This window comes from Pannonibacter sp. SL95 (genome assembly GCF_026672425.1).
Classification (GTDB): Bacteria; Pseudomonadota; Alphaproteobacteria; order Rhizobiales; family Stappiaceae; genus Pannonibacter.
On the sequence record NZ_JAPPRC010000006.1, the window covers coordinates 63,136 to 89,302 of the forward strand.

Genomic DNA, 26,167 nt, shown 5'->3' on the forward strand with positions numbered 1-26,167 from the left:
ACAGCATCGGTAATCCCCCCGGCAATTAACGGGCTTCAAAAGTAGAATTTTCTCTGGCTTTATGATCGAGGAGATTTTGATGAAGCGAGCAGATTTAGCGAACCGCAGATATTGGCCATCCTGCGCCAGGCGGAAGGTGGTGTTCCAGTTCCTGAGCTATGCCGGGAGCACGGGATGAGCACGGCCTCATTTTACAAATGGCGGGCCAAGTATGGGGGCATGGACGCCTCGATGATCAGCCAGATGAAGGCTCTGGAAGACGAGAACCGTCGACTGAAGAAGATGTATGCGGAGATGAGCATGCAGGCCGAACTGCTCAAAGAGGCTATGGGAAAAAAGTGACGCGGCCATCTCAACGCCGGGAGATGGCCGGGAAAGCAGTGGCGTTGCGAGGGGTGAGTATTGCGCTCGCCTGCAGCACCTTCGAAGTCCGCGAGACCTGCTACCGTTACAGCGCTAAGCTGAACGAGGAGAACGAACAGATCGCCGATCTCCTCATCGGGCTGACGCGGGCAAAGAAGAGCTGGGGCTTCGGCCTGTGCTTCCTTTACCTGCGCAATGTCCGGAGGCACTTGTGGAATCACAAACGGGTCTACCGGATATACCGCGATCTGGAATTGAACCTGCGGAGTGAGCCATTGAGACGCCATTGGTTCAAGTCCAATGGCGAACGCCAAGAAAGCGCTTGAAGCGGGACAAACCCGATACGCTGGCCGTCCCGGATCAACCGAACATGGTTTGGTCGATGGACTTCATGGCAGACCGCCTGGAGGACGGCAGGCAGTTTCGGCTGCTGAATGTGCTGGATGACTTCAACCGCGAGGGGCTCGGCATCGAGGTGAACTTTTCGCTACCGGCTGAACGCGTGATCCGTAGCTTGAACCAGATCATCGAATGGCGCGGCAAGCCATACGCCATTCGGGTGGACAACGGCCCGGAGTATGTCAGCGGCAAGCTCATGGAATGGGCAGAGAAACAAGGGATTGCCTTGAACCACATCCAGCCCGGAAAGCCGCAACAGAATGCCTATGTCGAGCGCTATAACCGCACCGTCCGGCATGAATGGCTCGACCAGAACATCATCGAAAGCATCGAGGAGCCACAGGAATTCGCCACACAGTGGCTATGGACCTACAACAACCAACGGCCCAATATGGGAATTGGCGGCATCACACCCGCACAAAAACTGAAACTGGCTGCGTGAATTCTACTGCAGAGCCCCGTTAAAAACGGGGGGATTACCCTCCTCGATCATAAAACCCGAGAAAATTCTACTTTTGAAGCCCGTTAATTGCCGGGGGGATTACCGGACGAGGCGGACCATACATTTTTTGACAGAAGCTCGCGAAGTGCCGAGGCTTCCAGCATCTGGTCGGCGAGCAGCTTCTTCAACTTCGCGTTCTCGTCTTCCAGGGCCTTCAGGCGTTTGGCGTCGGACACGTCCATGCCGCCATACTTCGCCTTCCAGTTATACAGCGTCGCCTCCGAAACCCCGTGCTTGCGGGCCAGGTCGCCCGCCTTCGCACCCGACTCGTGCTCGCGCAGAACCGCGATGATCTGATCTTCCGTGAACCGCTTCCGCTTCATCTGTCCGTCCTTCAATCGAGGCCGGCAGCGCTAGCCCGTCTTATGCATGAGCTGTCCGGTTTTCTGGACGGCATTGCCGGGACATGTGGTACCGTTGCGTCTGTTTCACCGCGGTTCAGATGGGACTTTGTGGCACGCGTTTGATGTTGAAGGGTGTGGGCTCTTGGGGCATCGGTGCCCCGGCCTTTATGGCGCGGCCGGCTGCAAGGCGCTGGCGAGGTGGCGGATGATCCCGGCCTCGGGGCATGCGGCGGCGAAGGCGATGCGGATGCGCGAGGCGGTTTCGGTGATGCGGGCGCCGAGCTTGAGGAGGCGCAGCCTGAGCGTGGCGAACTCGGCCTTGTGCAGGCAATCTGTCGCGGGCACGGCGTCGCGCATCGTGAGCATCAGCCAGTAGGCGGCGGTGTGCAGGATGAGGCGGACCTGGTTGGTGATCGGCGAGCGGCAGGAGGTCCGGTCGGAGGCAAGCTGGCTCTTGTGCATCTTGATCAGGTTCTCGGCCTGACCGCGGGCGCAGTAGATGACGTCGTAGATGTGCCCGGCGGAGCCCTCACCAAGGTTGGTGACGACGAACCGGCAGTCGAGGCCCATCGTCGTCGCTTCGATGCGGGCGCAGACGCGGCGTTCCACCTTCCAGGATTTTGCTCCGTATCGGGTTTCGGCGTAGCCACGCAGCACCGGTTTCTGTTCGAGGGCGCGGCGGGTACGGATATCGTCAGCGGTCTCCTCGACGAGACGCTTGAGAACCTTGTTGCCGGCGAAGCCGAACAGATAGTCGATGCCGTTCTTCTCGCACCATTGCATGACTTCCGCCCGGCCATAATGGCTGTCGCCGCGGATCAGGATGCGGGTTGTCGGCCACACGCGCCGGATCATCCGGACGAGGCGGCGCAAATGAGCGCGGATCTCCTTGCCCGCCGGTGTCTTACCGGGACGCAGGATCATGGCGACGGGCCTGCCCGTGGCGGCGTCGTATATGTGGATCGGCAGGAAGCAGCGCTCGTCGTGGTGGGCATTGAAGAGCGAGAGCTGCTGATGGCCCTGAACGACATCCACCGTGCCGTCGATGGCGAGGGTGATGCTTTCCGGCGGCACGGCATAGCTCGACAGCCACAGATCGACCAGCACCCGACCCAGGCGGATGACGGTCCTGAGGCCGGGCAGGTTTTCCAGCCGCGAGCAGGTCGGTTGCGAGGCCAGATCCAGCCCGCTGTCGGGCAAGCGTCCGCAGGCGAGCTTGAAGGCTGGATCGAAACGAAGCCGGTCGAGATCGTTGGCATCTTCATAGCCGCAGGCGATGGCGAAGATGCGGGCGCGCAAAATGTCGGCCATGGCATGCGTCACCCGCCTCGGATCACGCGGATCACGGCGGCAAGCCTGTCGGCCAGTTGCAGACGCCGCTCGGCCGCCGCCAGCAGCATGACGCCGCCGTCCGAGGTGATACGCCCACCGTCAAACACGGCGGTGACTTTCTTGGCGCAGACGGCTGGAAAAGAAAACGGCAGAAACGTATCGCCGGTCATGGCGGGTGTGGCACGGGCGGTGGGATTGCGAGGATTGGCTTCGACAACCAAATCCTACGCCAAATCAGTCTCTTAAGCTACATCCGCCAACCTTTTACACGCCGCGTCATGCATAAGACGGGCTAGTCGCGGTTCTGGCGACAGGCCCAAGCCTCGCGGCCGAACCAGCAGACTGGGCCGGCATCAAGGATGCAGCAAAAGGCCAGACGGTGTACTTCCACGCCTGGGGCGGCGAGCCGCGCATCAACGCCTACATCGACTGGGTCGCCGGCGAGCTGAAGCAGCAGTATGGCGTGACACTGGAACACGTGAAGGTCGATGACACCGCCAATGTGGTCGCGCGGGTACTGGCCGAGAAGACCGCCGGCAAGACCAGCGGCGGCGCGGTTGATCTCGTCTGGATCAACGGCGAGAACTTCGCGGCCATGAAGCGCGAAGGCCTGCTGCAGGCTGAGGCCTGGGCTGAACGCCTGCCGAACTGGGCGCTGGTCGATGTCGAGGGCAAGCCGACGGTGCGCAAGGATTTCACCGTCGCCACCGATGGCCTCGAAAGCCCCTGGGGCATGGCGAAGCTGGTGTTCATGCACGACAGCGCAAGACTGGCCGAACCCCCGGCCTCACTTCAGGCGCTGGCCGAGTTTGCCAAGGCGAACCCGGGACGCTTCACCTATCCGCAGCCGCCCAACTTCCATGGCTCGACCTTCCTGAAACAGGCCTTGAGCGATCTGATCGACGACCGCGAAAAGCTGGCCCGTCCGGTCGACCCGGCGCGGTTTGAGGCCGATACGGCCGCGCTCTTCGCCTGGCTCGATGCCCTCCACCCGAACCTCTGGCGCGGCGGCAAGGCCTTCCCGCAGTCCGTCGCGGCTCTCTGGCAGCTGCTGGCCGATGGCGAGGTCGATATCGCCTTCAGCTTCAACCCCGGCGACGCCTCGGCCGCGATCGCCGCAGGTGAGCTGCCGGATACAGTCCGCAGTTTCGTGTTTGCTGGCGGCACCATCGGCAACAGCCATTTCGTCGCCATTCCCTTCAATGCCAACGCTCCGGCAGCTGCCAAGGTGCTCGCCAATTTCCTGCTGTCGCCCGAAGCGCAGGCCCGCAAGGAAGATCCGGCGATCTGGGGCGATCCGACGGTGCTGAATGTCGCCGCGCTTGCCGACGCCGACAAGGCACGCTTCGCCGCCATTGATCTTGGGAAGGCCGGACTGTCTCCGTCCGCCCTCGGCCCGACGCTCCCCGAACCGCATCCGAGCTGGATGGAGGCGCTGGAGGCCGCCTGGGCCAAACGCTATGGTGCCCAGTAAGCGCCAACGGGAGTGCCTTGAGTGATGAGCCCCCATGCCCAGGTTCGCGTCCAGTCCATGGTCATGAGCCAGCCGCAATGAGGTCGACCGGATGAGCCGGCCATGGCTGCGCCCGGCCGCCCTCGCCACTGCGCTGGTTCTGGTCGTGCCGGTTGCGGCCGGACTGATCGGCACGGCCTTGCCGGCCTTGGGATATCTGCCATCAGCCGGAGCCGCCAGCGCCTCGCTGGATCCTGTCAAGGCGCTGCTGGACGCCCCCGGCCTCGGCCGTTCCATTCTCCTCAGTCTGGGCACCGGCCTTGCCGCAACGCTTGTCTCGCTGCTGCTGGTCATGCTGCTTCTCGCCGGCTGGCTGGACAGTGCGGCGTTTCGCTGGCTCCGCCGCCTGCTGGCGCCGCTGCTCTCGGTCCCGCATGCCGCTGCTGCGCTTGGTCTGGCACTGGTGATCGCGCCCTCTGGGTTTCTGGTCCGTCTGGTCGCGCCGCTCAGCCCGGCGTTGTCTCGCCCGCCCGACTGGCTGATCCTGCAGGATCCCTTTGGCCTGACACTGACGCTCGGTCTCGTCCTCAAGGAGGTCCCCTTCCTCCTGCTGATGGCCCTGGCGGCGCTGCATCAGATTGACCTGCGCCCGCGGCTGCAGCTCGCAGAAAGCTTCGGCTATGGCCGCATTGCCGCCTTTGGGCATACGGTCGCGCCTCTGCTCTACCGGCAACTCCGGCTGCCCGTCCTTGCGGTGCTTGCCTTCTCAACCTCGGTCGTCGACATGGCGCTGGTGCTCGGTCCAAGCCTTCCGGCAACGCTTGCCGTCCGGGTCGTGGGCTGGATGGGCGATCCGGATCTGGCCATCCGCATGAAAGGCGCCGCCGGAGCGCTGCTTCAGCTGTCCGTCAGCGCCGCAGCCCTTCTGGTCTGGTTTGCCGGCGAACGTGCTCTCCGTCTGGTCTGGAGGTCACAGGCCATACGCGGCCACCGTCTTGCCCGTGATCGCATCGCCAGCCGCACCGGTCTCGGTGTCCTGCTGGGGCTGGTCGTCCTCGCGGTTCTCGGTCTCTCCGTCCTGACCCTCTGGTCCCTGGCCACCGCCTGGCGCTATCCTGACCTTCTGCCGTCCAGCCTGACACTCAGGCACTGGCTTCAGTCCGGTCCCGATCTCACCGGGCTGATCGCGACCACCCTTGCCATCGGTCTTGCCGTCAGTCTGACTGCCGCCGCTCTGGTCACGGCCCTGTTGCAGGAGCGGGTTCAGGGGCAGGGCGGGGGCGGTGCCGGTCTTGATACCTGGCTGCTGGATGGCCTCGCCTTCGTGCCGCTTCTGGTCCCCCAGGTGGCCTTCCTGTTCGGCCTGCAGGTGCTGTTCCTGCAGGCCGGTCTTGATGGCAGCCTGTTTGGGGTGGCTTTGTCGCATTTTGTCTTCGTTTTGCCCTATATTCTCCTGTCGCTGCGCGGGCCCTGGGGCGCGCTCGATCCGCGCTACCGGCAGGTCGCCCTCTCCCTCGGCGCATCGGAGCAAAGGGTATTCTGGCGCATCCGCCTGCCTCTCATGCTTCCCGCCATCCTGACAGCCGTTGCGCTCGGCCTTGCGATTTCCGTCAGCCAGTACCTGCCGACCTTGCTGATCGGCGGCGGCCGGGTCACGACCGTAACGACCGAGGCCGTTGCCCTGGCAAGTGGCGGCAGCCGGCCGCTTATCGCCGTTCATGCCCTGGCGCAGATCCTGCTGCCTTTCGCCGGCTTCGCTCTGGCCGCTGCGCTGTCCCGCCTGCTGCTGCCGCGCCTGTTCCCCCGGAGGTCGTCCTGATGCATCCCGATCCGAAGTCCGGCCTGCACCTTTGCGGTCTCAATCTCCGCCTCGACGGCCAGCTTCTCGCCGCCCTCGACGCCAAGGTTGCTCAAGGCGAAGTGCTGACGGTCATGGGGGCATCGGGCAGCGGAAAGTCCAGTCTTCTGGCCGCGCTCGCCGGCTTCCTCGCCCCTCCATTCACGATCGAAGGCCGGATTGTTCTGGCTGGCCGCGATGTCACCTATCTCCCGCCGCAGGCCCGGCGCATGGGGCTGATGTTCCAGCAACCCTTGCTGTTTCCGCATATGAGCGTCGGGGAAAACCTGCTGTTTGCGCTGCCCGCCGGTGGCTCATCCGGTGAGCGTCGGCGCAAGATCGAGCAGGCGCTGGCAGATGCAGATCTTGAAGGATTTGCCGCCCGAGATCCGCAGACCCTGTCGGGTGGCCAGCAGTCCCGTGTTGCGCTGGTTCGGGTTCTCCTCGCCGAGCCGCTGGCGCTCCTGCTCGACGAGCCCTTTGCGGCGCTCGACACCGCTCTGCGGTCCGCGATGCGCGATCTCGTCTTTGCAGCAGCCCGAAAGGCCGGGCTGCCAGTCGTCCTCGTCACGCATGACCGTGCAGACGCTGAGGCCGCCGTCGGTCAGATCCTGCAGCTCGATGCAGCGGCGCCTTACTCCGAGGCGTCTGCCGGTTCGGCCTGAAGCATGCCGTAGCGCTCGATGCCGATCCGGGCGATCAGCTCCAGCTGCGACTCGAGGAAGTCGATATGGCCTTCTTCGTCCGCCATCAGCGTTTCGAACAGCTTCATCGTCACATAGTCACCCGCTTCCAGGCAGACTTCGCGCGCTTCCTTGTAGAGCGCACGGGCGGAGTATTCGCCCGCGAGATCGCATTCGATCACTTCCTTCAGCGATTGGCCGATGCGCAAGGGATCCAGTGTCTGGAGGTTCGGGAGGCCTTCCAGGAAGATGATGCGATCGATCAGCTTATCGGCATGCTGCATCTCTTCGATGGACTCTTCGCGCTCCTTTTTTGCGAGCTTGGTAAAGCCCCAGTCGTCGAGCAGACGATTGTGCAGCCAGTACTGATTGACTGCAGTCAATTCGTGACGGAGCGCACGGTTGAGATACTCGATGACCTTCTTGTCACCTTTCATGGCTTTGTCTCCCTCGTTTCCTGTCGTTTGTAGGCGCAACCAAGCGGTTTGCCCAGTGCGGCCGGGCGCTTACGTCTACCGGTCACAGCACTTGTCGTGGATGATGTCGATCACGTTCGGAAAGCAGCCGCCGCAGCGCGGCCGGCAGCCGAGCTTGCGGAAAACCGCGCCCGGCGTCGGCAGGCGCGCGTCAGGGTCCGACCGCATTTCCTCGGCGGCCTCACGCAGCTGTTTGTCGGACAGGACATTGCAGGAGCAGATGATCATCGTCTTGTCTTGTTTTCCGCCGCACCCTTGCGCCGTGCTTCATCCGGGGCCAAGTCTGTCATGGAACGGACGGGCGGCATAAACTAAAGTTTCTTTCACGAGTCAACTTTTCCCCATCAAGGCCACGCGAACTGAGGCCGGAAAGCACATCATGAGCCAGTTGCAGCAGCCGGACAGCCCGGCGGTCGACGCACGTCCAGCCATCGTTCTCACGGGGGCCAGTCGAGGCATCGGGCACGCCACGGTAAAGAAATTCTCCGCCGAAGGCTGGCGTGTCATCACCTGCTCGCGGCACGCCTTTTCAACCCGCTGTCCCTGGCCAGCCGGTCCCGAAGACCATATCCAGATAGATCTTTCCGATCCGGAAAACCTCGGCTACGCAATCCAGGAAATCCGCCGCCGTCTCGAGCCGAACGGGTCCAGGCTGCATGCTCTGGTCAATAATGCCGGGATCAGCCCGAAGGATGAAGGTGGCAAGCGGCTCGACAGCCTGTCGACACCGATGCACATCTGGCGGCATGTTTTCCAGGTCAATTTCTTTGCCCCGATCATGCTCGCGCGCGGACTGTTCAAGGAACTGGAAGCCGCGCGGGGCTCGATCGTCAATGTCACGTCCATCGCCGGCATGCGCGTACACCCCTTCGCGGGGACGGCCTATGCGACATCCAAGGCGGCTCTGGCCGCGCTGACACGGGAAATGGCCGCCGACTTCGGGCCGCATGGCATCCGCGTCAACGCTATTGCGCCTGGCGAGATTGATACGTCCATCCTGTCGCCCGGAACGGAAAAGCTGATCGATGACATCCCGTTGCGCCGGCTTGGCCAACCCAGCGAAGTTGCCGACACGATCCACTTCCTCTGCAGCGCGCCGTCTTCGTATGTCACTGGATCAGAGATCCACATCAACGGCGGGCAGCATGTTTGAGTGGCGAACAGGCAATTGGCCGTCCTTGGTCTGATCGTGTGACGGAAACGCTCCTTTCCGATCGGTCCGAATCAGCTTGCCCAGAGAGACTGCGCGACAGTTTGTTCTCCTTGCGGCAGTTTCGTCTGGATGCAACACGTCCAGATTGCTTCGCGGCCGGTGGCAGCCAGAGGGTTCAAATCATCAACAAAAGGCGACGAGTGAAACCGGTTTAGGGAAGGTTTAACTGCTCTGGCCTGCAAGATCTCCCTGTGATTGCAACGGGGATTGGCAAATGAATTTGACCCAACGTAAGATTTCGATAGGTTATCGACTGTACGGTCTTCTGGTCTTGTTTGCGCTCGGGCTCGCGGGCCTGATGGGCGTAGAGTCCTGGCGTCAATCGCAGGCTTTGACAGCACTGAAGCAAGAAGAGCTCCGCAGCCTGACTGAAGCCGCTGTTGGTGTTCTCGCGGATCACTACAAGATGGTACAGGACGGCAAGCTGTCCGCGGACGACGCCAAGGCGCGCGCGTTCGATGTCCTGCGTTCGATGCGGTACGATGGCGGCAATTACTTCGTCGTCCAGAGCATGAGCCAGGGCTATCCCGTTGTCATGCATCCGGCGCGCCCAGACCTGGTCGGCACAGACCAGACAACGCTTGCGGACGCCAATGGCAAACTCTTTGCCAAGGAAATGGGCGACATCGCCCAACGTACCGGCAAGGGCACCGTCCAGTATGTATGGCCCAAGGCCGGCAGCGACGAGCCGGTTGGCAAGATCTCGTATTTCGAAGCGTTTCGCCCCTGGAACATGTTTGTCCTGACTGGCGTCTATATGGACGATCTGTCGGCAATCTTCTGGGCCGACTTCCAGACGCGCCTCGGGCTGGGTCTGGTGCTGCTGGCCGTTCTTGCCGTCGTGGCGGGCCTGATCGTGCGTTCGATCACCACTCCGTTGACCTCCTTGCAGCGCGCGATGCAGTCGCTTGCCGATGGCCGCGTCGACGTTGTCGTGCCGGGGCTTGATCGCCATGACGAGATTGGTGACATGAGCCGCACCGTTGAGGTGTTCCAGAGCAACGCCCGGGAACGCAACCACCTGCAGCAGGTTCAGGCCGAAGAACAGCAGACGCAGCAGGATCGCCAGATCCGGATCGAGGCTGCGGTTACCGACTTCCGCTCGACCGTCGAAGCGTTGCTTTCTGCCGTCTCTCAGAGCACCCATGAGATGGAAACGACTGCCGGCACGCTGTCGAACATCGCCAAGGCGTCGTCGGAACGCACCTCGACGGCAGCCAGTGCGTCCACCGAGGCGTCCAGCAATGTTCAGTCGGTTGCCAGCGCGGCCGAAGAACTCTCTGCCTCCATTGCCGAGATCAGCGGGCAGGTTGCCCGTACCAGCGAAATTGTTGCCAAGGCGACCCAGAGCACTCTGGTGACCAACCAGAAGGTCTCCTCGCTCGCACAGGCAGCCAACAAGATTGGTGAAGTCGTGACGCTGATTCAGGCCATCGCTGAACAGACCAATCTGCTCGCGCTGAACGCAACCATCGAGGCAGCGCGGGCTGGTGATGCTGGTCGCGGCTTCGCGGTCGTGGCCGCAGAAGTCAAGGAACTGGCCAACCAGACGTCCAAGGCGACTGAAGAAATCGGCTCGCAGATTGCTGCGATCCAGGCTTCCACCGGTGAGGCAGTGCAGGCGATCCAGGAAATTGCCTCGACCATGCAAACGGTCGACGGCTACACCACCGAGATCGCAGCTTCTGTAGAGCAGCAAGGTGCTGCCACAAACGAGATCAGCCATAACGTGCAGCAGGCAACCCGCGGCACAATGGAGGTCTCGGAAGATATCCACAGCCTGGCAGCGTCGGTCAACCAGACCAATGAAGCCGCGAGCCTGGTTTTGGGTGCATCCGGCAGGGTCAGCGACCAGACCGAGCGCCTGCGTGCCGCCTTTGATCGCTTTGTCACGACTGTCGCCGCAGCCTGAACCAGGTGATCTGGAATCGGGAAAAGGGGGCCTCTTGGCCCCCTTTTTTATTGCCCAGGGGATGGACCAGCTGAAATTTATTTCATCGAGAAGCGCAAAAAATGAAGCGTGGCAATGCGATGGTGTCCATACGTCAGATTATGTCGCATTGCAGCATGAAATCTGTGGTGAGGGAAATTCACGTCCTTGCCGGCGCTACGTAATCCGCGGATATCGGTAAATACTCGTCTGTCAAAAATAACATTGAAAGCAAGAATAGCCGTCAAAATAATGAAAATAGAATGTTGCTTCAGGCTTGGAGAGTCCTTCTGAAAATATACAGGGCATTAATCTAATGATGCGAGGGATGGTTGCAATTCGCGCCGCAAAATCAACTTGGAAAGAGGCTCTGATGTCTAAATTCGTTCGGATGTTCAACAACACCCGTCTGTTTTTCAAGGTTTCCGGCGGGTTTATTTCGATTGTCCTGTTGATGGCCGTGATTGGTGGGATGGCAATCTACACCCTCATCGGTTTGGCGCAGCGCAGCGAAATCTCGGATCTGGCGCTTGCCTCCATCACCGACCTGCAGAGCCTGTCAGCCGAGCGCGAGGCGTTTTTGCGCAAGCCCGGCGCGGAAGCCGGCGACCGGGTCACGCTGGCCCTGACAGCCCTTGATACGACCTTGTATGATCTCGGCGCTGGCCTTGCGAACGACCCTCAGTCGCAGCAAATCGTTACGGAGGCGCGGGAAAAGGCAACCGCCTTTGCCTCGACATTTGTCGCGGTGCGCCGAGACAGCCAGTCTGTCGAAGACAAGCTCAAGGTGGTCGATCGCGCCACGGCGCAGCTCGACAGCCTCACGCGAACCATTGCAAACGAGTTGCAGCGTCAGCAGCGCGATGCCGCCGACGCATCCATGCTCGCCGAAGCGGCACAGAATGACCTGCGCAAGCTCGGGCGCATCGGCAGCGACATGGGCGCGCAGATTGACTTTCTGCTGCCGATGTTTGGCAAGGGCGCAGACTTCAAGCTGAACGAGATGGCTCCCGAGCTGCGTGCGAAGATCAACGACGCGCTTGTCCTGATCAACGATGGAGCGACCAGGTTCGCCACCTCGCGGCTGAAGGTCTTGCCGGAGGACAAGAGCGCTGCGATGACAGCACACGCGCAGACACTCGTGACCCAGTTGCCGGCGATGCTGGACGAGACGAACCTGTTCAATCGCATGGGCCAGAAGAAAGACGTTGCTGACAGTCTTGGTGCCCTCGCGAAGGAAACAACTCAGGCGCAGTTCGCAGTCTATGCGGCGCTCGACAGCGCGCTGGATGGGGCGACGAGCCTGCAGCAGCGACTGGCGGAGCTGACGACGATCGGTCAGCAGGCGCTCGAAATTGCCAGCTCGATTTCGACCGTGAAAAATGGCACGACGAGCTTCCTGACGGGCATGGGCGATGCGGCTCCCGACGCGGTGGAAGCCGAAATCGACATGCTTGGCATGTATGCCATGCAGCTTGACGGTGCGGCCACTCTGGTCCCGGCTGCCGCCGACGCGATTGCCGCCATGCCGAAGGCGTTGGAAGACTATGCGGCGGCGTTCACCGAGATCCGCAAGGCCAAGGGTGATCTGGAGGCCAACCGGAGCGAACTCGACCGGCTGACCGTGGTTTTGCAGGACACGGCAACCGGGCTTGCCAGCGCCCAGTCGGCTGCGAACCGGATGGCCGGCGACATGGCAGTCACAACGATCGGTGTTGCGCTTGGCGTGGCCGTGGTCGTGGCGCTGGCGTTGGCCTTTGTTCTGAACCTTGTGATCACGAAGCCGATCCGGGCCATGACCACCACCATGCGGCGCCTTGCTGAAGGTGACACGGCAACGGCTGTGCCCGGCCTTGAGCGCGCGGACGAGATTGGCGACATGGGCCGCGCTGTCCAGGTCTTCAAGGACAATGCGCTTGAGCGTATGCGGCTTGAAGCCCAGACCCAGGCGGAAACAGAGGCGCAGCGGCGTCGCCAGACGACGATCGAGCACCTGATCGCGACCTTCCGGACGACCTCGCAGGAGCTCATCGGCTCCGTTGAAGGGACGGCCCGTGGGCTTGGGGAAACGGCGCAGAAGCTGACCGAAATCTCCCGTGTCAGCGCAACGCGTGCCGACGAGACCGCAGCTGCCGCAGGAGCTGCGACCGACGGGGTGGAGAGTGTTGCCAGCGCAGCCGAACAACTGGCCGCCTCGATCAACGAGATCGGACAGCAGGTCTCCATGACGACCCAGATCGTTGGTGACGCTACCATCGGGACACGGGACACAAATGGCAAGGTCACCAGTCTTGCCGCCGCAGCCGAAAAGATCGGCGAAGTCGTGACCCTGATCCAGAACATCGCGGCCCAGACAAATCTTCTGGCGCTCAATGCGACCATCGAGGCGGCCCGGGCCGGCGAGGCTGGTCGCGGATTTGCGGTCGTGGCGGCGGAAGTGAAGGAACTGGCCAATCAGACGTCGCGGGCGACGGAGGATATCTCGGCGCAGATTTCGGCGATCCAGCTGGCAACCGATGAGTCCGCTACTGCAATCGCCGGCATCAGCCGCGTGATGGATCAGGTGAACGACTACACCTCCTCCATCGCCTCGGCTGTAACGCAGCAGAGCGCGGCGACAAGCAACATCTCGCAGAATGTCCGCATGGCGGCAGCCGGCACCACGGCGGTGGCCGGGAACATGTCGGCGCTGACCGAGGCTGTCGACGAGACGGCGCGGTCTGCAGAAATGGTCCTCACGGCATCGACCGACGTCAACGGCAAGACGCAGCATCTCAAGCAGGAAGTGGACCGCTTCCTGGCCGCCGTCGCTGCCGCCTGAGGTCAGGACCGAACAAAAATAAGGCCCCGGAGCGTCATCGCGCTCCGGGGCCTCATTGTCTGTCGTATCAGGCTGCTGCGACAGCGCGCTTGGCCATCACCGTGACGAGATTGGCGCGGTAGTCGGCCGAGCCATGGATGTCGGATAGCATGTCGTCCGCCGGCACGCTGATCGAGGCAACGGCATCTGCGGACCAGTTGGCGCTGAGGGCTGCTTCCATGGCCGGGATGCGGAACACGCCGTTCTGGCCTGCGCCGGTCGCAGCGACGCGGACCGAACCATCCTTGAAGCGGGCGACAAAGACGCCGGCCATGGCATAGCGCGAGGCCGGGTTCGGGTACTTGGCGTAGGCCGACTTTTCCGGCACCGGGAAGCTGATCGCGGTAATGATCTCATTTTCTTCAAGCGCGGTATCGAACATGCCGGTGAAGTAATCTTCTGCGGCAATGTCGCGCGCGCTGGTGTGAACCGTCGCCCCGAGCGCCATCACGGCCGAGGGATAATCCGCTGCCGGGTCATTGTTGGCGACGGAGCCACCAATGGTGCCCATATGGCGGACGTGCGGGTCACCAATGCCGCCGGCGAGTTTGGCAAGGCCTGGGATCAGGCGCTGGACCAGCGCGGAGCCGGCCACGTCTGCATGCTTGGTTCCGGCTCCGATGCGCAGGCTGCCGCCTGCCTCGGTGATGCCCTGAAGCTCGGCAATCTGGCCAAGGTCGATGAGATCGCTTGGTGCTGCCAGGCGCTGCTTCATGGTCGGGATCAGGGTCTGGCCGCCGGCGAGGAACTTGCCGTCATCAGCCTTGGCCATCAAGCTGGCCGCTTCGCTGACCGATCCGGCGCGGTGATAATTGGTTTCATACATCGTGTTCGTGCTCCCTTGGGGAAAGCGTGAAGGGGAACCGGGGCTGGCGCTGCCGTATCAGCGCGCCAGCCCGCTGCCGTTGGTCACTCGGCTGCCATCGCCCGGCGGCTGTCCTGGATCGCCTTCCAGACGCGCTCCGGGGTTGCCGGCATGGCCATCTCGCGGATGCCGAGCGCGTCGGTGATGGCGTTGATGACGGCCGGGGGCGAGCCGATCGCGCCGGCTTCGCCGCAGCCCTTCATGCCGAGCGGGTTGCCCGGGCAGATGGTCTCCGTCGTCATCAGCGTGTAGGACGGCACGTCGTCGGCGCGCGGCATGGTGTAGTCCATGAACGAACCGGTGATCAGCTGACCGCTTTCGTCGTAGGCGGCGTTTTCCAGCAGCGCCTGCCCGATGCCCTGGGTCAGACCGCCATGCACCTGGCCCTCGACGATCATCGGGTTAATGATCTTGCCGAAGTCATCCGCAGCCACGAAGTTGATGATCTGCGTCTTGCCGGTTTCCGGATCGATCTCGACCTCGCAGACATAGGTGCCCGCTGGGAAGGTGAAGTTCGACGGATCGTAGAACGCGCCTTCCTTGAGGCCCGGCTCCATGCCGGCCGGCAGGTTGTGGGCCGTGTAGGCGGCGAGTGCCACCTGGAAGAAGGGCAGGGCCTTGTCCGTGCCTGCAACCTTCAGCTGGCTGCCTTCGAAGACGATGTCGCCCTCGGCCGCTTCCATCAGATGCGCGGCGATCTTCTTGGCCTTTGCCTCGACCTTGTCGAGCGCCTTGACGATGGCCGACATGCCGACCGCGCCGGATCGCGAGCCGTAGGTGCCCATGCCGAACTGTACCTTGTCGGTGTCGCCATGCACGATCGACACACTGTCGGTGTCGACGCCGAAGCGGTCCGAGATCAGCTGGGCGAAGGTGGTCTCATGACCCTGGCCATGGCTGTGCGAGCCAGTCAGGACCTCGATGGTGCCAACCGGATTGACGCGTACCTCGGCCGATTCCCAGAGGCCGACGCCTGCGCCGAGTGACCCTACAGCTGCCGAAGGCGCAATGCCGCAGGCCTCAATGTAGCAGGACAGGCCAATGCCGCGCAGCTTGCCGCGCCGTGCCGCCTCGGCCTTGCGGGCGGGGAAGCCGGCATAGTCGACAGCCTTCAGTGCCGCATCCAGCGTGGCGTCATAGTCGCCCGCGTCGTAGCACATGATCACCGGCGTCTGGTGCGGGAAGGCGCGGATGAAGTTGCGACGGCGGAACTCGGCCGGGTCCAGCCCGACTTCGCGTGCAGCCGTCTCCATCATGCGTTCAACCAGATAGGTGGCCTCGGGCCGTCCGGCACCGCGGTAGGCGTCGACCGGCGTGGTGTTGGTGTAAACGGCCTTCACGTTGCAGAAGATGGCCGGGATGTCGTACTGGCCCGACAGCAGCGTCGCGTAGAGGTAGGTCGGCACCGATGACGAGAACAGCGACATGTAGGCGCCGATGTTCGCGATGGTGTTTACGCGGAAGCCAATGATCTTGTGGTTGGCGTCCAGCGCCAGTTCGGCCTCAGACCGGTGATCGCGGCCATGGGCATCCGTGAGGAAGGCCTCGGTCCGATCGCTGACCCACTTCACCGGACGGCCAACGCGCTTGGATGCCCACAGGCAGACCATCTCTTCCGGGTAGATGTAGATTTTCGAGCCGAAACCGCCGCCCACATCCGGTGCGATGACGCGCAGCTTGTGCTCGGGTGCGATGTTGTAGAAGGCCGACAGCACCAGGCGCGCCACATGCGGGTTCTGCGAAGTGGTGTGCAGCGTGAAGTGCTCCTCTGCCGCATCATATTCGGCAAGCGCTGCTCGCGGCTCCATCGGGTTCGGCACCAGACGGTTGTTGGTGATGTCGAGCCTGGTGACATGGGCTGCCTTGGCGAAGGCTGCATTGGTGGCGGCCTCGTCGCCGATGACCCAGTCATAGATCAGGTTGCCTGGGGCTTCCGGATGGAGCTGCGGTGCGCCGGGTTCCAGTGCCGCAGCCGGGTCGACGATGACCGGCAGTTCCTCATAGGAAACGACGACAGCTTCCGCCGCATCCCGGGCCTGGCCTTGGGTCTCTGCGATGACAACGGCCACCGCCTGTCCGGCGTAGCGCACGATCTCCGGTTCCAGCGCACGCCAGGCCCCCATCTTCATCGGCGTGCCGTCGCGCGAATGGATCATCCAGCCGCAGATGAGGTTGCCGACGCCGTCGCCGACCAGCTGCTCACCCGTGAGCACGGCCTCGACACCGGGCATCTCCAGCGCCGCGCTGGCATCAATCCCGGTGATCCGGGCGTGGGCATGCGGCGAGCGTACGAAAGCCGCAAAGGTCATGCGCGCGGCCGTCATGTCGTCGGTGTACCGGCCCTTGCCGGTGATGAAGCGCTTGTCTTCCTTGCGCAGGGCACGAGCCCCGATGCCTTGAACTCCCATGGACGTTCTCCCTCAGGCAGCGTCTTGCTGCTTGTCCGGCCCGGCTGGTGCCGCCTCCTCACGGCCTTGATCCAGCCTGCCGGTCCAGTTCAGATGTCCCGCGCGGCAACCGCGCAGGTGGGAAACTGAAGCGTGCCGCTTACTCGGCCGCCGTGCGCATGCTGGCCATCTGGTCAGCCGCGGCTTTGATCGCCTTGACGATGTTGTGGTAGCCGGTGCAGCGGCAGATGTTGCCTTCCAGCTCGTGGCGGATGGTTGCCTCATCGAGGTTCGCGCCATGCCGCTCGATCATGTCGACCGCGGCCATGATCATGCCGGGCGTGCAGAAGCCGCATTGCAGGCCATGATGCTCGCGGAACGCCGCCTGCACCGGATGCAGATCTGCCCCGTTGGCCAGTCCTTCAATCGTGGTGACGGTCGCCCCGCTCGCCTGGGCCGCCAGCATGGTGCAGGACTTCACGGCCTTGCCGTTCACATGCACGACGCAGGCGCCGCACTGCGATGTATCGCAGCCGACATGCGTTCCGGTAAGGCCCTGGGCCTCCCGCAGATAGTGAACCAGCAAGGTGCGGTCTTCGACATCCGCCGAGACCTTCTTGCCGTTCACGGTCATGGATACTTTCGCCATGCTTTTGTTCCTCCCTCAGGTCTGCCTGACCGGTTCGCGTCACCGCCAGACAGGGTCATGTCACGGATTTCTGTTGTCTTTCTGCGTCCGGATCGGTCTTGCCTCCGCTCCGATGGTCACCTCAACTTGCCAGAGCCAGAACGGCGATAACCGCCGCCAGCGCGATGAGACCCCACATGACGGGGCCGCCGAAACTTCCCTTGGCCGCGGCTTCCTCGACCTTGCCTTCCGCGTCCACCACGGCCTTGCCGAGCCGGTGTTCCACGTCGGCTGCCGCGTGAATGACAGCTTCGCCGGCCTGGTTCATGGCGATGGTCCGGGCCTCTTCTAGGACTGCCACATCAGGGTCGGAGGCATCGGCCTCGTCGTCCTGTGAGGCAGACGCGGCACCGGCAACCATCTGCGAGAACTTACCGAAGAAATCGTCGGCCATCTTGCGTGCGGTGGAATCGATCAGGCGGCTGCCCAGCTGGGCCAGCTTGCCGCCCACCTGCGCCCTTGCGGTATAGGTCAGGATTGTGTCGTCACCGTCCTCGGTCAGCTTCACATCCGCGCCGCCCTTGGCAAAGCCGGCGACGCCGCCCTTGCCTTCGCCGGTGATCGTGTAGCTTTCGGGCGGGTTGATGTTCTCGAGCGTGACGACGCCGGTAAAGTGGGCTTTCACCGGGCCGATTTTCGAGGTGACAGATGCCGTCATCTGTGTCGGCGACGTCATTTCCAGGCTTTCGCAGCCAGGAATGCAAGCCTTCAGCACCTCGGGATCGTTCAGGGCGTTCCACACATCGTTGCGTGGCGCGGGAATGCGATACTCACCCGACATATCCATGACGGTCCGGCCTCCCTCTGTCGTCTCCGGTCAGTCCGGAGCACTTTCGCGTCGCTGCAAACCGGGCGGAACCTTCCCCCTGCTGATAGAAGGGACCGGCTGCGCGCCTGACGTGTAGCGCTGCGCTGCGTCAGCCAAGAGTGTCGGACCTTGGCGCCCCTGACAAGCGGAGACGTGACCCGCATCAGCCATCCGGAGGAACTTGTTCCCCTCGGATAGTTCACACCGGTCACTCGTCTCGCAAGCCGGTTGCGGCCTTGCCCCTCCTCCAGGGGCGGCCCGGCAATGGCTGACGTCCCAAGACTGCGTCCTGAAGCGCAGGCCTGCAAGCGCGGTTCCCTAGAGATAGCCGAGAAATGTCTCAGCCCTGAGACAGGGCACCGACGCCCGGTTTGCTGGCGGCTCAGTCACTGAGTCCGTGTTGCGCCATCTTGCGGTACATCGTTGCCCGGCTGATGCCGAGATCGCGCGCGGCCGCCGAGACGTTGCCCTGGGCGCGGGCCAGCGCCCGGCGCAGAGCTGCCCGTTCTGTTCCGCGGCCTTCGCCTTCCTGCTCGCCGAGGTAGGGCGCGGCTGACGGCGCGGCTGCGAGCAGCGCATCCGTCAGGTCCAGTGCCTTGCGTGCCTGCCGCGTTGCGCCGACGATCACGTCATCCTTGTCGAGGGCGAGCAGGGAAACGCCCGCCGTGCCATGACCTTCGGCCACGACAATACGGCAGCCATGAAACGCCGACCGGAACAGGTCGCTTTCGACGGCTCTTGCGCTCTCTGCCACGATGAGACCCAGCATCTGCGCGTAAGGCAGTTCCAGATCACGGCGGCAGCTGGAAACATCGAGAACGCCTGCCATTTGACCGGTCGGATCGAAGATCGGAGCCCCCATGCAGCTCATGGCGATGTTGTCGGTGCGGAAATGCTGGTCCTGGTGAATGACCACCGCGCGGCGCTCCGCTGCGCAGGTGCCGATGCCATTGGTGCCCTCCATGGCCTCGCTCCAGACGGCACCGGTCGCCAGTCCCCAGCTGTCAAAGTCCCTGGCATCGCCGGCCGCGCGGCGGGCCTCGAGGATCAGTCCGTCGGTATCGGTAAGGGCCACGGAGCAGCCGCTGCTGCCGAGCGTGGAGTAAAGCCGCTCCAGCGTTGGCATGGCGATCCGGATCAGGTCCTGCGATCGTTCACGCGCCTGGCGCAGGGAACCGTCCTCGACACGATGGGCCGACCGGCGGCTGGCAGGGTCAAGTCCGTGATAGACCATCGAACGGCGCCAGGATGCCGCTATGCCTGACGTTGCGGCACAGACCTTGCTGTTGACAGCTTCGGCGACGCGGTCGGCATGGCTGCGCCCGCGTCCAGGAACGCTCAGCATGCGTCTCTCCTCCCTAGACGGGTCTTTCGCCCGTTTGTTCTCCTCTTGAAGGGATAGGCGATCAAATCCCGGTGCTGTTGTCAAAAGCTTTCGCATTTATCGCCGGGAAAGCCGCTCACGTGTCCGTGCAAGGCCGGAAATCGGCCCGGATTGATTGACCGGGCGGCGCGCCCGGCCTAATGGCTTTCTTCTGGTTTTCTTTCGCAGTTGAAAAGGTCACGCCGTGCCCGACACGCCGGTTTCCGCCGCTCCGCAATCTTTGTCCCTTCCGCGCGCCGGCCTGCCGCCGCTGCAGCGCTGGCCCGTCGTGCTCGAAACGGCCGGCTGGAAGGACTACGCCCTCCTCGACATGGGGCGTGGCCAGAAGCTGGAACGCTATGGCCGCTTCACCGTCGTGCGCCCGGAGCCGCAGGCGATGGGCACACCACGCCTGAAGCCGGCCGTCTGGGAGCGGGCCGACGCGGTCTTCACCGGCGACGTGGACGAGGAAGGCCCCGGCCGCTGGAAGTTCGCCGGCAGCGTGCCCGAGACCTGGGAAATGGCGTATGGGCCGGCGCGCTATTTCGGGCGTTTCATGTCCTTCCGCCATGTCGGCGTGTTCCCCGAGCAGGCTCCGCACTGGGACTGGGTGATGGAGAAGGTGCGTGCGGCAAAGGCCGCCGAGCCGGACCGTCCGGTCAAGGTGCTCAACCTGTTCGGCTACACCGGCCTTGCCTCGTTGCTTCCGGCCGCCGCCGGGGCGCAGGTGACCCACGTCGATGCCTCCAAGAAGGCCATTGCCTATGCGCGTGAAAACCAGGACCTCTCGGGCCTGAACGATCTGCCGATCCGCTGGATCCTCGAGGACGCGAGCAAGTTCGTGGCCCGGGAAGTGCGCCGCGGCAGCACCTATGACGGCATCATTCTCGATCCGCCGAAGTATGGCCGCGGTCCGAAGGGCGAGGTGTGGGACCTGTTCGTGAACCTGCCTGAGATGCTGGGCATGCTGCGGCAACTCCTGTCGCCCAACGCGCTGTTCATGATCCTGACCGCCTATGCCATCCGCGCCTCGTTCCTGTCCGTGCATGAGCTGATGGCCGAGACGCTGGCCAAGCAGGGCGGCCTGCTGGAATCGGGCGAACTGGTCATCCGCGAGGAGAACGGCCCGCGCGCGCTCTCCACCTCCCTCTTTTCCCGCTGGAGCGGCGCATGAGCGAAACCTCCCGTCCGCGCGCCGGCGCGGTGAAGCAGATCACCAGCCACTCCAACCCGATCATCAAGGACATCAAGGGTCTGGTGGCGTTGCGCAAGCACCGGACCCAGACCGGCCTGTTCGTGGCCGAGGGGCTGAAACTGGCCACCGACGCGCTCGCCGCCGGCTGGACGGTGCGCTATCTCGCCATCGGTCCGGAAGCGCGCGACAACCCGGTGGCGCAGAAAGCTGCCGCCACGGCCAAGGCACGCGGGGCGCTGATCCTCGAGGTCAACACGCCGATCCTCGAGGCGATCACGCGCAAGGACAATCCGCAGATGGTGGTGGGTGTCTACGAGCAGCAGATGATGCCGCTCGAGGCCATCGATCCGCGCGCTTCCACGGTCTGGATCGCCCTCGACCGGGTGCGGGATCCCGGCAACCTCGGCACGATCATCCGGACCGCCGATGCCGTGGGCGCGTCGGGCGTCATCCTGATCGGCGACTGCACCGATCCCTTCGCGGTGGAAGCGGTGCGCGCGACCATGGGCTCGCTGTTTCACGTGCCGCTGGTCAAGACCAGCCCGGAGGCCTTCAAGGCCTTCGTTGGCCGCTGGCCGGGCACGGTGGCGGCGACACATCTGGAAGGCTCGGTCGACTACCGCACCGTCGACTACACCGAGCCGGCGCTGTTGGTGATGGGCAATGAGCAGCAGGGGCTGTCAGCAGACCTCGCCGCTGCCTGCAAGACCCTGGTGCGCATCCCGCAGGCGGGGCAGGCGGACAGTCTCAATCTCGCTGTCGCCACGGGAATTGCGCTTTACGAGATCCGCCGCAAGCATCTCGCCCTATAACGGGGTCAGTGATCAGACTTTCGCAGCAGGAGCCTTGGCATGCGTCTCTTCGTCTTCGGTGTCGGGTTTTCGTCCCGCGCCTTCATCGAGCGGGTGAAGCACCGGTTCGAGTGGATCGGCGGCACCACGCGGTCGCAGGACAAGGCCGAACGGTTGAGGGCCATGGGCGTCGAGCCTTTCCTGTTCGACGGCGCGGCGCCGGGTGCCGGCGTTGCCGCCGCACTGGCAAGCGCCACTCATGTGCTGTTGTCGATCGGACCGGACGAGGCCGGCGATCCGGCGCTGGTGCACCATGGCCGCGACATCGCCGCCGCCCGGCCGGAGTGGATCGGCTATCTCTCGACCGTCGGCGTCTATGGCGATTATGACGGGGCCTGGGTCGACGAGGACACGCCCTGCAAGCCGGTTTCCAAGCGCTCGGTGCAGCGCGTCGACGCTGAGAACGCCTGGCTCGCCTTCGGCCGGGAGGCTGACCTGCCGGTGCAGATCTTCCGCCTGTCTGGCATCTACGGCCCCGGGCGCAACGCCTTCGAGAACCTCAAGAAGGGCACGGCAAAACGGCTGATCAAGCCGGGGCAGGTGTTCAACCGCATCTATGTCGCCGATATTGCAGGCGCACTGGAGGCCTCCATGGCCCGGCCACGCACGCGCATCTTCAACGTCACCGACGATGAGCCCTGCCCGCCGCAGGATGTCGTGACCTATGCGGCCGAGCTGATGGGTATTAGCCCGCCACCGGAACAAGACTTCGCCACGGCCGAACTGACCCCGATGGCGCGCTCGTTCTACGGCGAGAACAAGCGGGTCGCTAATGTCCGAGTGAAGGAGGAACTGGGCTACAGGTTCCAGTTTCCCAATTACCGTGTCGCGCTGGAAGCCCTGAAGGCGGCCGGCGAGGCCGACTGACCGGCGACGCGGATCAGGTGTATTTTGCGACCTGTTCTGCGTCCTCCGGTAGCTCGTAGTAGTCACCCTTGTCGGCGCAGAAGATGTGGCGACCGATGCCAAAGCCGGTTGGATCTTCGAAAAGTCCCGGTGACATCGAGATCTGGCTGGTGCCGTCCATCTTCCAGAACAGGTGACTGCCGCAGGCGCCACAGAAGGCGCGGCGTGCTGTTTCCGAAGACCGGTACCAGACGATCCGATCCTCTCCTTTGGTCACGGCAAGACTGTCATCGGGGCAGGCAGTCGCGCCCCAGTAATAGCCCGTCCATTGGCGGCACTGCTTGCAATGGCAGGCAACAACCTCGCGCATCGGCCCTGTGACGATGAGTTCGACGGCGCCGCAGAGGCAGCGCCCGTGACGGATTGGGGTCGCGGTCATGTTCCCTCCCGACAAAGGTGCAGCGCCGGAAGCAGGCTTCCGGCGCTGGCGGATCATTTCGGCTGTGCAACCATGCGCAGGTAAGGTTTCAGCGTCTTCCAGCCATCCGGGAACTTCGCCTTGGCCGCCTCGTCATTGAGCGAGGGAACGATGATGACGTCGTCGCCCGAGGTCCAGTTGGCCGGCGTCGCGACCTGATGCTTGGCGGTGAGCTGCAGCGAGTCGATAACGCGCAGCACCTCGTCAAAGTTGCGGCCCGTGGAGGCCGGGTACTCGATCTTCAGCTTGATCTTCTTGTCCGGGCCGATGACGAACAGCGAACGCACGGTGAAGGTGTCGCTGGCGTTCGGATGGATCATGCCATAGAGGCTCGCAACCGTGCGGGCGGGGTCGGCAATCAGCGGGAAGTTGAGGGCAACACCCTGGGTATCCTTGATGTCGCCGATCCAGGCATGGTGATCCTCGATCGGATCCACCGACACGCCAAACACCTTGACGTCGCGCTTGTCGAACTCGTCCTTCAGCTTGGCGGTCATGCCAAGCTCGGTTGTGCAGACCGGCGTGAAATCCTTCGGATGGGAAAACAGCACGGCCCAATGGCCGTCGATAGCCTCGTGGAAGCGCAGCGGACCAGAGGTGGTGTCGACTTCGAAATCGGGGGCGAGATCGCCGAGAAGCAAGGCGGACATGTGACTTCCTTTTTGACAGGCAGAGGACCGGGCCAGGGCCCGGACATGCAATCAAGAACCAACCCCTGTTACCTATCACAGGGTGAATGCGCTGACGCCCCTTGAAATTGCCGCAGTCATGTACCACCTTAGCGTGGCGAGTGAGTGATGCGTCCCGTTCTGGATGCGCCTCGTGGCAATCTGCAAGCGGATTAACCGCTGATTAACCAGAAGTCCGCAAACTCGCGTAAGGTTGCCACAAGCCAAAGCTGGCTAGATGCGGCGACGTTTCAATCAAAACTGTCATCAAGACGTTTCAAAGTCCGGCTATACAGTCGGTGTATAAGACGTAGTGAGTATTAACGGAAGTAAGTCCATGGATCATGGAAACGTAAAATGGTTCGACATGCACCGCGGTGTCGGTGCAATCGAACCGCATGAAGGCGATGATGTGCTGGTCGAGATCGACAGCCTCCGCCGCTCTGGCATCGAAACGCTGAAGGAGGGCCAGCTTGTGGCCTTCGACATGGCGTATCGTGCAGGGCGCGGTCTTGCCGAACACGTCAAGGTTCTCTGAGCCTTTTGACAAGGGCGCGCCCGACCGGCTGCGCCAAACGACGAAGGGCGGATTTCTCCGCCCTTTTTTGTTGCCGTCAGTTTGCCGGGTACCGTCAGGCGGCGTCCTGTTCCTCCAGTGGCCCACGCTTCAATGTCTGGACAAAGCGGGCGACGACACTGGTCAGCTCACTCGCGGTCTCGGCAACATTTCCTGCCGAATGAAGCACGATACCGGCTGAATCCTGCGTGCTTCCAACTGCACTGCTGACGCCGACGACATTGTCGCTGACTTCGCTGGTTCGCCGCGCCGTCGCTTCGACGGTCGATGCGATCTCAGCGGTGGCCCGGCTCTGTTCACCGGAGGCCGAGGCGATGATCGATGTAATTCCCTCAATCTCGGCGATGGTGGTGGAAACCGCGTCGAAGGCAATCACAGTCTCACGGCTCGCACTTTCCACTTCAGCAAGCGAGTCGGTGATTTCCTTGGTCGCCTTGGCGGTCTGACCAGCCAGCTGTTTTACCTCGTTGGCGACCACGGCAAAGCCGCGTCCCATCTCGCCCGCGCGGGCGGCTTCGATCGTTGCGTTGAGAGCCAGCAGATTGGTCTGGTCGGCAATATCGGAAATGAGCGCGATGATCGCCGAAATGGCCTCGGTGGAGGCGGACAGTCCCTTGGCCTTGGCCTGGCCCTGTTCCACCTGCTGGACGGCCTGGCGCGCGATGGTCGCCGAGCGGTTGATCTGGGCACCGATTTCGCGGGCCGAGTGGGACAACCGTTCTGTCGCCTGCGATGCGACCAGGACATGCTTGGAGGCGTCGCCGGTTGCTGTCGCCACCGTGGTCATGCGCTCGCTGTTGGACTGAGCCACGTCGTTGAGATCGCGGGCGGTTTCGGTCATCTCGCTGGCTGCGGCTTCCAGCTTGTGCGCAATCTCGCTGACCTCAGCCTCGAAGGCGCTGGTCGAATGATGGAATGCACCGACGCGCCCCTGAATGGTCTCGGTCGCGTCGTTCATGATGGAAGCGTTGCGAAGAAACGCGCCAGCCAATCCGCCAGGCTGGATCCGGCGATAGTAGCGGTTCTGGTGGATCGCCGACATCGAGGCCGCGGCTTCGCGCATGAATGCGTCGGTGCGGTCAATCAGATGGTTGAGGGCCAGCAGAAGATCGCCCAGCTCGCCCTTCGCCGACAGGTCATTGGCCCGGACCTCGAAATCGCCCCACCCAACGCGCGAACAAACATCTGCCGCATGGGCGATCGTGGCCCGGCTGCGGACAAGAAAGGCCACACACCCCGCCAGAAGCACCGCGCCGATGGCCGCTGCCACGAGGGACGCAGTGGTCATGCCCCACAGTCCGGCTGCGATGGCGACAATGTTGGCGATGAGCGCGAGCGCGGCGGCAACGATCGCCTTAGAGAGTGTGGATGAATTCATCATAGCTCGTGCCCTTGTCCTTCAGAAGTCCCGCGAGGACGGCGTGACCGGCCTGCATTCCCACCTTGCGATCGGCTGCCTGTCGCTCGGTGGACAGCAGCTTGGCGTAGAGGGGTGTAATCGTTTCGCGGACAATGGCCGCGTTCGGGACCCGGCGGTTGGAATGGTATCCGATCATGCGTCCGGCCGCGTCATAGGAGGGCGTCACATGCGCCAGCACCCAATAGTGATCCCCGTTGGCGCAGATGTTCTTCACATAGGCAAAGATCTCTCCGCCAGCTTCGATCGTGTCCCAAAGGAGCTTGAACACGCATCGCGGCATATCCGGATGGCGGATGAGGCTGTGCGGGGCGCCGTCAAGTTCTGCCCCGGAAAAGCCGGAGATGTCCCGAAAGACCCGGTTGGTATAGGTAATGCGCCCCTTCAGATCGGTCTTTGAGACGATCAGGTCGTTTTCGTTGAAGAACCTCTCCACGCCGGTCGGCTGGATTGCCTGTCTTGCCATGTGATCCCGTCCTGGTTTCAGGCGTGCGGGAAAGCCCCTCCGGCTCCCCCCAGTCCGCTCGCGACTGATCGAACTGTTGCACGTTATAAGGGAAGTCATATGCAGATGCCGTTAATCAGACATGAAGCCGGCGTATAAATTTGTTCCGGACTGCGAAAAAACGCTG

The 26,167-nt window shown here is 63.1% G+C and carries 21 protein-coding genes and 3 pseudogenes; 11 read left to right on the top strand and 13 right to left on the bottom strand.

The features are described from left to right. Positions 1-108: 108 nt before the first annotated feature. Positions 109-1,204 (top strand): annotated as a pseudogene (locus OVA12_RS17390) (IS3 family transposase). Positions 1,205-1,323: 119 nt separating this feature from the next. On the opposite strand, the pseudogene OVA12_RS17395 reads toward OVA12_RS17390, so the two are convergent. After that, a pseudogene (locus tag OVA12_RS17395) lies at positions 1,324-1,587 on the bottom strand (transposase); the annotation flags it as partial. 186 nt (positions 1,588-1,773) lie between these two features. Beyond that, positions 1,774-3,110 (bottom strand): annotated as a pseudogene (locus OVA12_RS17400) (IS1380 family transposase). Positions 3,111-3,244: 134 nt separating this feature from the next. Between OVA12_RS17400 and OVA12_RS17405 the strand changes: the two are divergent. From OVA12_RS17405 to OVA12_RS17415, 3 genes are all read left to right on the top strand, one after another. Further along, positions 3,245-4,414: an ABC transporter substrate-binding protein gene (locus OVA12_RS17405; RefSeq protein ID WP_268141395.1), complete on the top strand. Its 1,170-nt coding sequence runs from the start codon at positions 3,245-3,247 to the stop codon at positions 4,412-4,414. Between the two features lie 91 nt (positions 4,415-4,505). Further along, entirely contained in the window at positions 4,506-6,212 is a 1,707-nt protein-coding gene (locus OVA12_RS17410; RefSeq protein ID WP_268139529.1) for an ABC transporter permease, read from the top strand. Then, complete coding sequence (locus OVA12_RS17415; protein ID WP_268139530.1) at positions 6,212-6,895, top strand: ATP-binding cassette domain-containing protein; 684 nt, start codon at positions 6,212-6,214, stop codon at positions 6,893-6,895. Before OVA12_RS17410 ends, OVA12_RS17415 begins: the two co-directional genes overlap by 1 nt. Here OVA12_RS17415 and bfr read toward each other — a convergent pair. Continuing rightward, positions 6,865-7,350 (bottom strand): bacterioferritin, encoded by a 486-nt coding sequence (bfr, locus tag OVA12_RS17420; RefSeq protein WP_268139532.1) that lies wholly within the window; start codon positions 7,348-7,350, stop codon positions 6,865-6,867. The two genes, OVA12_RS17415 and bfr, sit on opposite strands and share 31 nt — an antisense overlap. Positions 7,351-7,425: 75 nt before the next feature. Next, on the bottom strand, positions 7,426-7,617 hold the full coding sequence (locus OVA12_RS17425; protein WP_268139534.1) for a (2Fe-2S)-binding protein: 192 nt from the start codon (positions 7,615-7,617) through the stop codon (positions 7,426-7,428). A gap of 151 nt (positions 7,618-7,768) precedes the next feature. Here OVA12_RS17425 and OVA12_RS17430 point away from each other — a divergent pair, with 151 nt between their 5' ends. The 3 genes from OVA12_RS17430 to OVA12_RS17440 all read left to right on the top strand — a co-directional run bounded on the left by OVA12_RS17430 (position 7,769) and on the right by OVA12_RS17440 (position 13,353). After that, entirely contained in the window at positions 7,769-8,542 is a 774-nt protein-coding gene (locus OVA12_RS17430) for an SDR family NAD(P)-dependent oxidoreductase (RefSeq protein ID WP_268139536.1), read from the top strand. A 358-nt stretch (positions 8,543-8,900) separates the two neighbouring features. Then, positions 8,901-10,514, top strand: coding sequence for a methyl-accepting chemotaxis protein (locus OVA12_RS17435; protein ID WP_268139538.1), 1,614 nt, complete (start codon positions 8,901-8,903; stop codon positions 10,512-10,514). 391 nt (positions 10,515-10,905) lie between these two features. Beyond that, positions 10,906-13,353, top strand: coding sequence for a methyl-accepting chemotaxis protein (locus tag OVA12_RS17440; protein WP_268139540.1), 2,448 nt, complete (start codon positions 10,906-10,908; stop codon positions 13,351-13,353). Between the two features lie 67 nt (positions 13,354-13,420). On the opposite strand, the gene OVA12_RS17445 is transcribed toward OVA12_RS17440, so the two are convergent. The 5 genes from OVA12_RS17445 to OVA12_RS17465 form a co-directional block, all read right to left on the bottom strand. Continuing rightward, positions 13,421-14,218: an FAD binding domain-containing protein gene (locus OVA12_RS17445; RefSeq protein WP_268139541.1), complete on the bottom strand. Its 798-nt coding sequence runs from the start codon at positions 14,216-14,218 to the stop codon at positions 13,421-13,423. Positions 14,219-14,301: 83 nt separating this feature from the next. Next, positions 14,302-16,665: a xanthine dehydrogenase family protein molybdopterin-binding subunit gene (locus OVA12_RS17450; protein ID WP_268139542.1), complete on the bottom strand. Its 2,364-nt coding sequence runs from the start codon at positions 16,663-16,665 to the stop codon at positions 14,302-14,304. Positions 16,666-16,804: 139 nt separating this feature from the next. After that, positions 16,805-17,293 (bottom strand): (2Fe-2S)-binding protein, encoded by a 489-nt coding sequence (locus tag OVA12_RS17455; protein WP_268139544.1) that lies wholly within the window; start codon positions 17,291-17,293, stop codon positions 16,805-16,807. A 121-nt stretch (positions 17,294-17,414) separates the two neighbouring features. Next, positions 17,415-18,119: an SRPBCC family protein gene (locus OVA12_RS17460; protein ID WP_268139546.1), complete on the bottom strand. Its 705-nt coding sequence runs from the start codon at positions 18,117-18,119 to the stop codon at positions 17,415-17,417. Between the two features lie 403 nt (positions 18,120-18,522). Continuing rightward, positions 18,523-19,485, bottom strand: a complete 963-nt coding sequence (locus tag OVA12_RS17465) for a GAF domain-containing protein (RefSeq protein WP_268139548.1) — start codon at positions 19,483-19,485, stop codon at positions 18,523-18,525. A gap of 223 nt (positions 19,486-19,708) precedes the next feature. Here OVA12_RS17465 and OVA12_RS17470 point away from each other — a divergent pair, with 223 nt between their 5' ends. From OVA12_RS17470 to OVA12_RS17480, 3 genes are read left to right on the top strand one after another with little or no spacing between them, the layout of a single operon-like run. Continuing rightward, a complete protein-coding gene (locus OVA12_RS17470; protein ID WP_442793892.1) occupies positions 19,709-20,677 on the top strand; it encodes a class I SAM-dependent methyltransferase in 969 nt (322 codons plus the stop codon). Further along, on the top strand, positions 20,674-21,510 hold the full coding sequence (locus tag OVA12_RS17475) for a TrmH family RNA methyltransferase (RefSeq protein WP_268139550.1): 837 nt from the start codon (positions 20,674-20,676) through the stop codon (positions 21,508-21,510). The genes OVA12_RS17470 and OVA12_RS17475 overlap by 4 nt, the downstream gene beginning before the upstream one ends. A gap of 39 nt (positions 21,511-21,549) precedes the next feature. Next, positions 21,550-22,416: an SDR family oxidoreductase gene (locus OVA12_RS17480; protein WP_268139552.1), complete on the top strand. Its 867-nt coding sequence runs from the start codon at positions 21,550-21,552 to the stop codon at positions 22,414-22,416. Between the two features lie 13 nt (positions 22,417-22,429). Here the strand turns inward: OVA12_RS17480 and OVA12_RS17485 are convergent, their stop codons facing one another. After that, positions 22,430-22,834 carry a GFA family protein gene (locus OVA12_RS17485; RefSeq protein ID WP_268139554.1) on the bottom strand — a complete coding sequence of 135 codons (405 nt, stop codon included), beginning with the start codon at positions 22,832-22,834 and terminating at the stop codon, positions 22,430-22,432. A 53-nt stretch (positions 22,835-22,887) separates the two neighbouring features. Further along, positions 22,888-23,523: a peroxiredoxin gene (locus OVA12_RS17490; RefSeq protein WP_268139556.1), complete on the bottom strand. Its 636-nt coding sequence runs from the start codon at positions 23,521-23,523 to the stop codon at positions 22,888-22,890. Positions 23,524-23,878: 355 nt separating this feature from the next. On the opposite strand from OVA12_RS17490, the gene OVA12_RS17495 reads away from it, so the two are divergent. Beyond that, on the top strand, positions 23,879-24,079 hold the full coding sequence (locus OVA12_RS17495) for a cold-shock protein (RefSeq protein WP_268139558.1): 201 nt from the start codon (positions 23,879-23,881) through the stop codon (positions 24,077-24,079). Between the two features lie 94 nt (positions 24,080-24,173). On the opposite strand, the gene OVA12_RS17500 is transcribed toward OVA12_RS17495, so the two are convergent. Beyond that, entirely contained in the window at positions 24,174-25,496 is a 1,323-nt protein-coding gene (locus tag OVA12_RS17500; RefSeq protein WP_268139560.1) for a methyl-accepting chemotaxis protein, read from the bottom strand. Then, the gene (locus tag OVA12_RS17505; protein WP_268139562.1) at positions 25,474-26,001 is read right to left on the bottom strand and encodes a PAS domain-containing protein; all 528 of its coding nucleotides are present in this window, start codon (positions 25,999-26,001) and stop codon (positions 25,474-25,476) included. The genes OVA12_RS17500 and OVA12_RS17505 overlap by 23 nt, the downstream gene beginning before the upstream one ends. Between the last annotated feature and the right edge of the window lie 166 nt (positions 26,002-26,167).

Excerpts from the sequence above, each read along its gene's own strand:
- OVA12_RS17490 (WP_268139556.1), bottom strand. The coding sequence starts at position 23,523 with ATGTCCGCCTTGCTTCTCGGCGATCTCGCCCCCGATTTCGAAGTCGAC.
- bfr (WP_268139532.1), bottom strand. The coding sequence starts at position 7,350 with ATGAAAGGTGACAAGAAGGTCATCGAGTATCTCAACCGTGCGCTCCGT.
- OVA12_RS17435 (WP_268139538.1), top strand. The coding sequence starts at position 8,901 with ATGGGCGTAGAGTCCTGGCGTCAATCGCAGGCTTTGACAGCACTGAAG.
- OVA12_RS17475 (WP_268139550.1), top strand. The coding sequence starts at position 20,674 with ATGAGCGAAACCTCCCGTCCGCGCGCCGGCGCGGTGAAGCAGATCACC.
- OVA12_RS17415 (WP_268139530.1), top strand. The coding sequence starts at position 6,212 with ATGCATCCCGATCCGAAGTCCGGCCTGCACCTTTGCGGTCTCAATCTC.
- OVA12_RS17440 (WP_268139540.1), top strand. The coding sequence starts at position 10,906 with ATGTCTAAATTCGTTCGGATGTTCAACAACACCCGTCTGTTTTTCAAG.
- OVA12_RS17445 (WP_268139541.1), bottom strand. The coding sequence starts at position 14,218 with ATGTATGAAACCAATTATCACCGCGCCGGATCGGTCAGCGAAGCGGCC.
- OVA12_RS17410 (WP_268139529.1), top strand. The coding sequence starts at position 4,506 with ATGAGCCGGCCATGGCTGCGCCCGGCCGCCCTCGCCACTGCGCTGGTT.
- OVA12_RS17500 (WP_268139560.1), bottom strand. The coding sequence starts at position 25,496 with ATGAATTCATCCACACTCTCTAAGGCGATCGTTGCCGCCGCGCTCGCG.
- OVA12_RS17480 (WP_268139552.1), top strand. The coding sequence starts at position 21,550 with ATGCGTCTCTTCGTCTTCGGTGTCGGGTTTTCGTCCCGCGCCTTCATC.
- OVA12_RS17465 (WP_268139548.1), bottom strand. The coding sequence starts at position 19,485 with ATGCTGAGCGTTCCTGGACGCGGGCGCAGCCATGCCGACCGCGTCGCC.
- OVA12_RS17485 (WP_268139554.1), bottom strand. The coding sequence starts at position 22,834 with ATGACCGCGACCCCAATCCGTCACGGGCGCTGCCTCTGCGGCGCCGTC.
- OVA12_RS17495 (WP_268139558.1), top strand. The coding sequence starts at position 23,879 with ATGGATCATGGAAACGTAAAATGGTTCGACATGCACCGCGGTGTCGGT.
- OVA12_RS17505 (WP_268139562.1), bottom strand. The coding sequence starts at position 26,001 with ATGGCAAGACAGGCAATCCAGCCGACCGGCGTGGAGAGGTTCTTCAAC.
- OVA12_RS17430 (WP_268139536.1), top strand. The coding sequence starts at position 7,769 with ATGAGCCAGTTGCAGCAGCCGGACAGCCCGGCGGTCGACGCACGTCCA.
- OVA12_RS17455 (WP_268139544.1), bottom strand. The coding sequence starts at position 17,293 with ATGGCGAAAGTATCCATGACCGTGAACGGCAAGAAGGTCTCGGCGGAT.
- OVA12_RS17450 (WP_268139542.1), bottom strand. The coding sequence starts at position 16,665 with ATGGGAGTTCAAGGCATCGGGGCTCGTGCCCTGCGCAAGGAAGACAAG.
- OVA12_RS17425 (WP_268139534.1), bottom strand. The coding sequence starts at position 7,617 with ATGATCATCTGCTCCTGCAATGTCCTGTCCGACAAACAGCTGCGTGAG.
- OVA12_RS17460 (WP_268139546.1), bottom strand. The coding sequence starts at position 18,119 with ATGGATATGTCGGGTGAGTATCGCATTCCCGCGCCACGCAACGATGTG.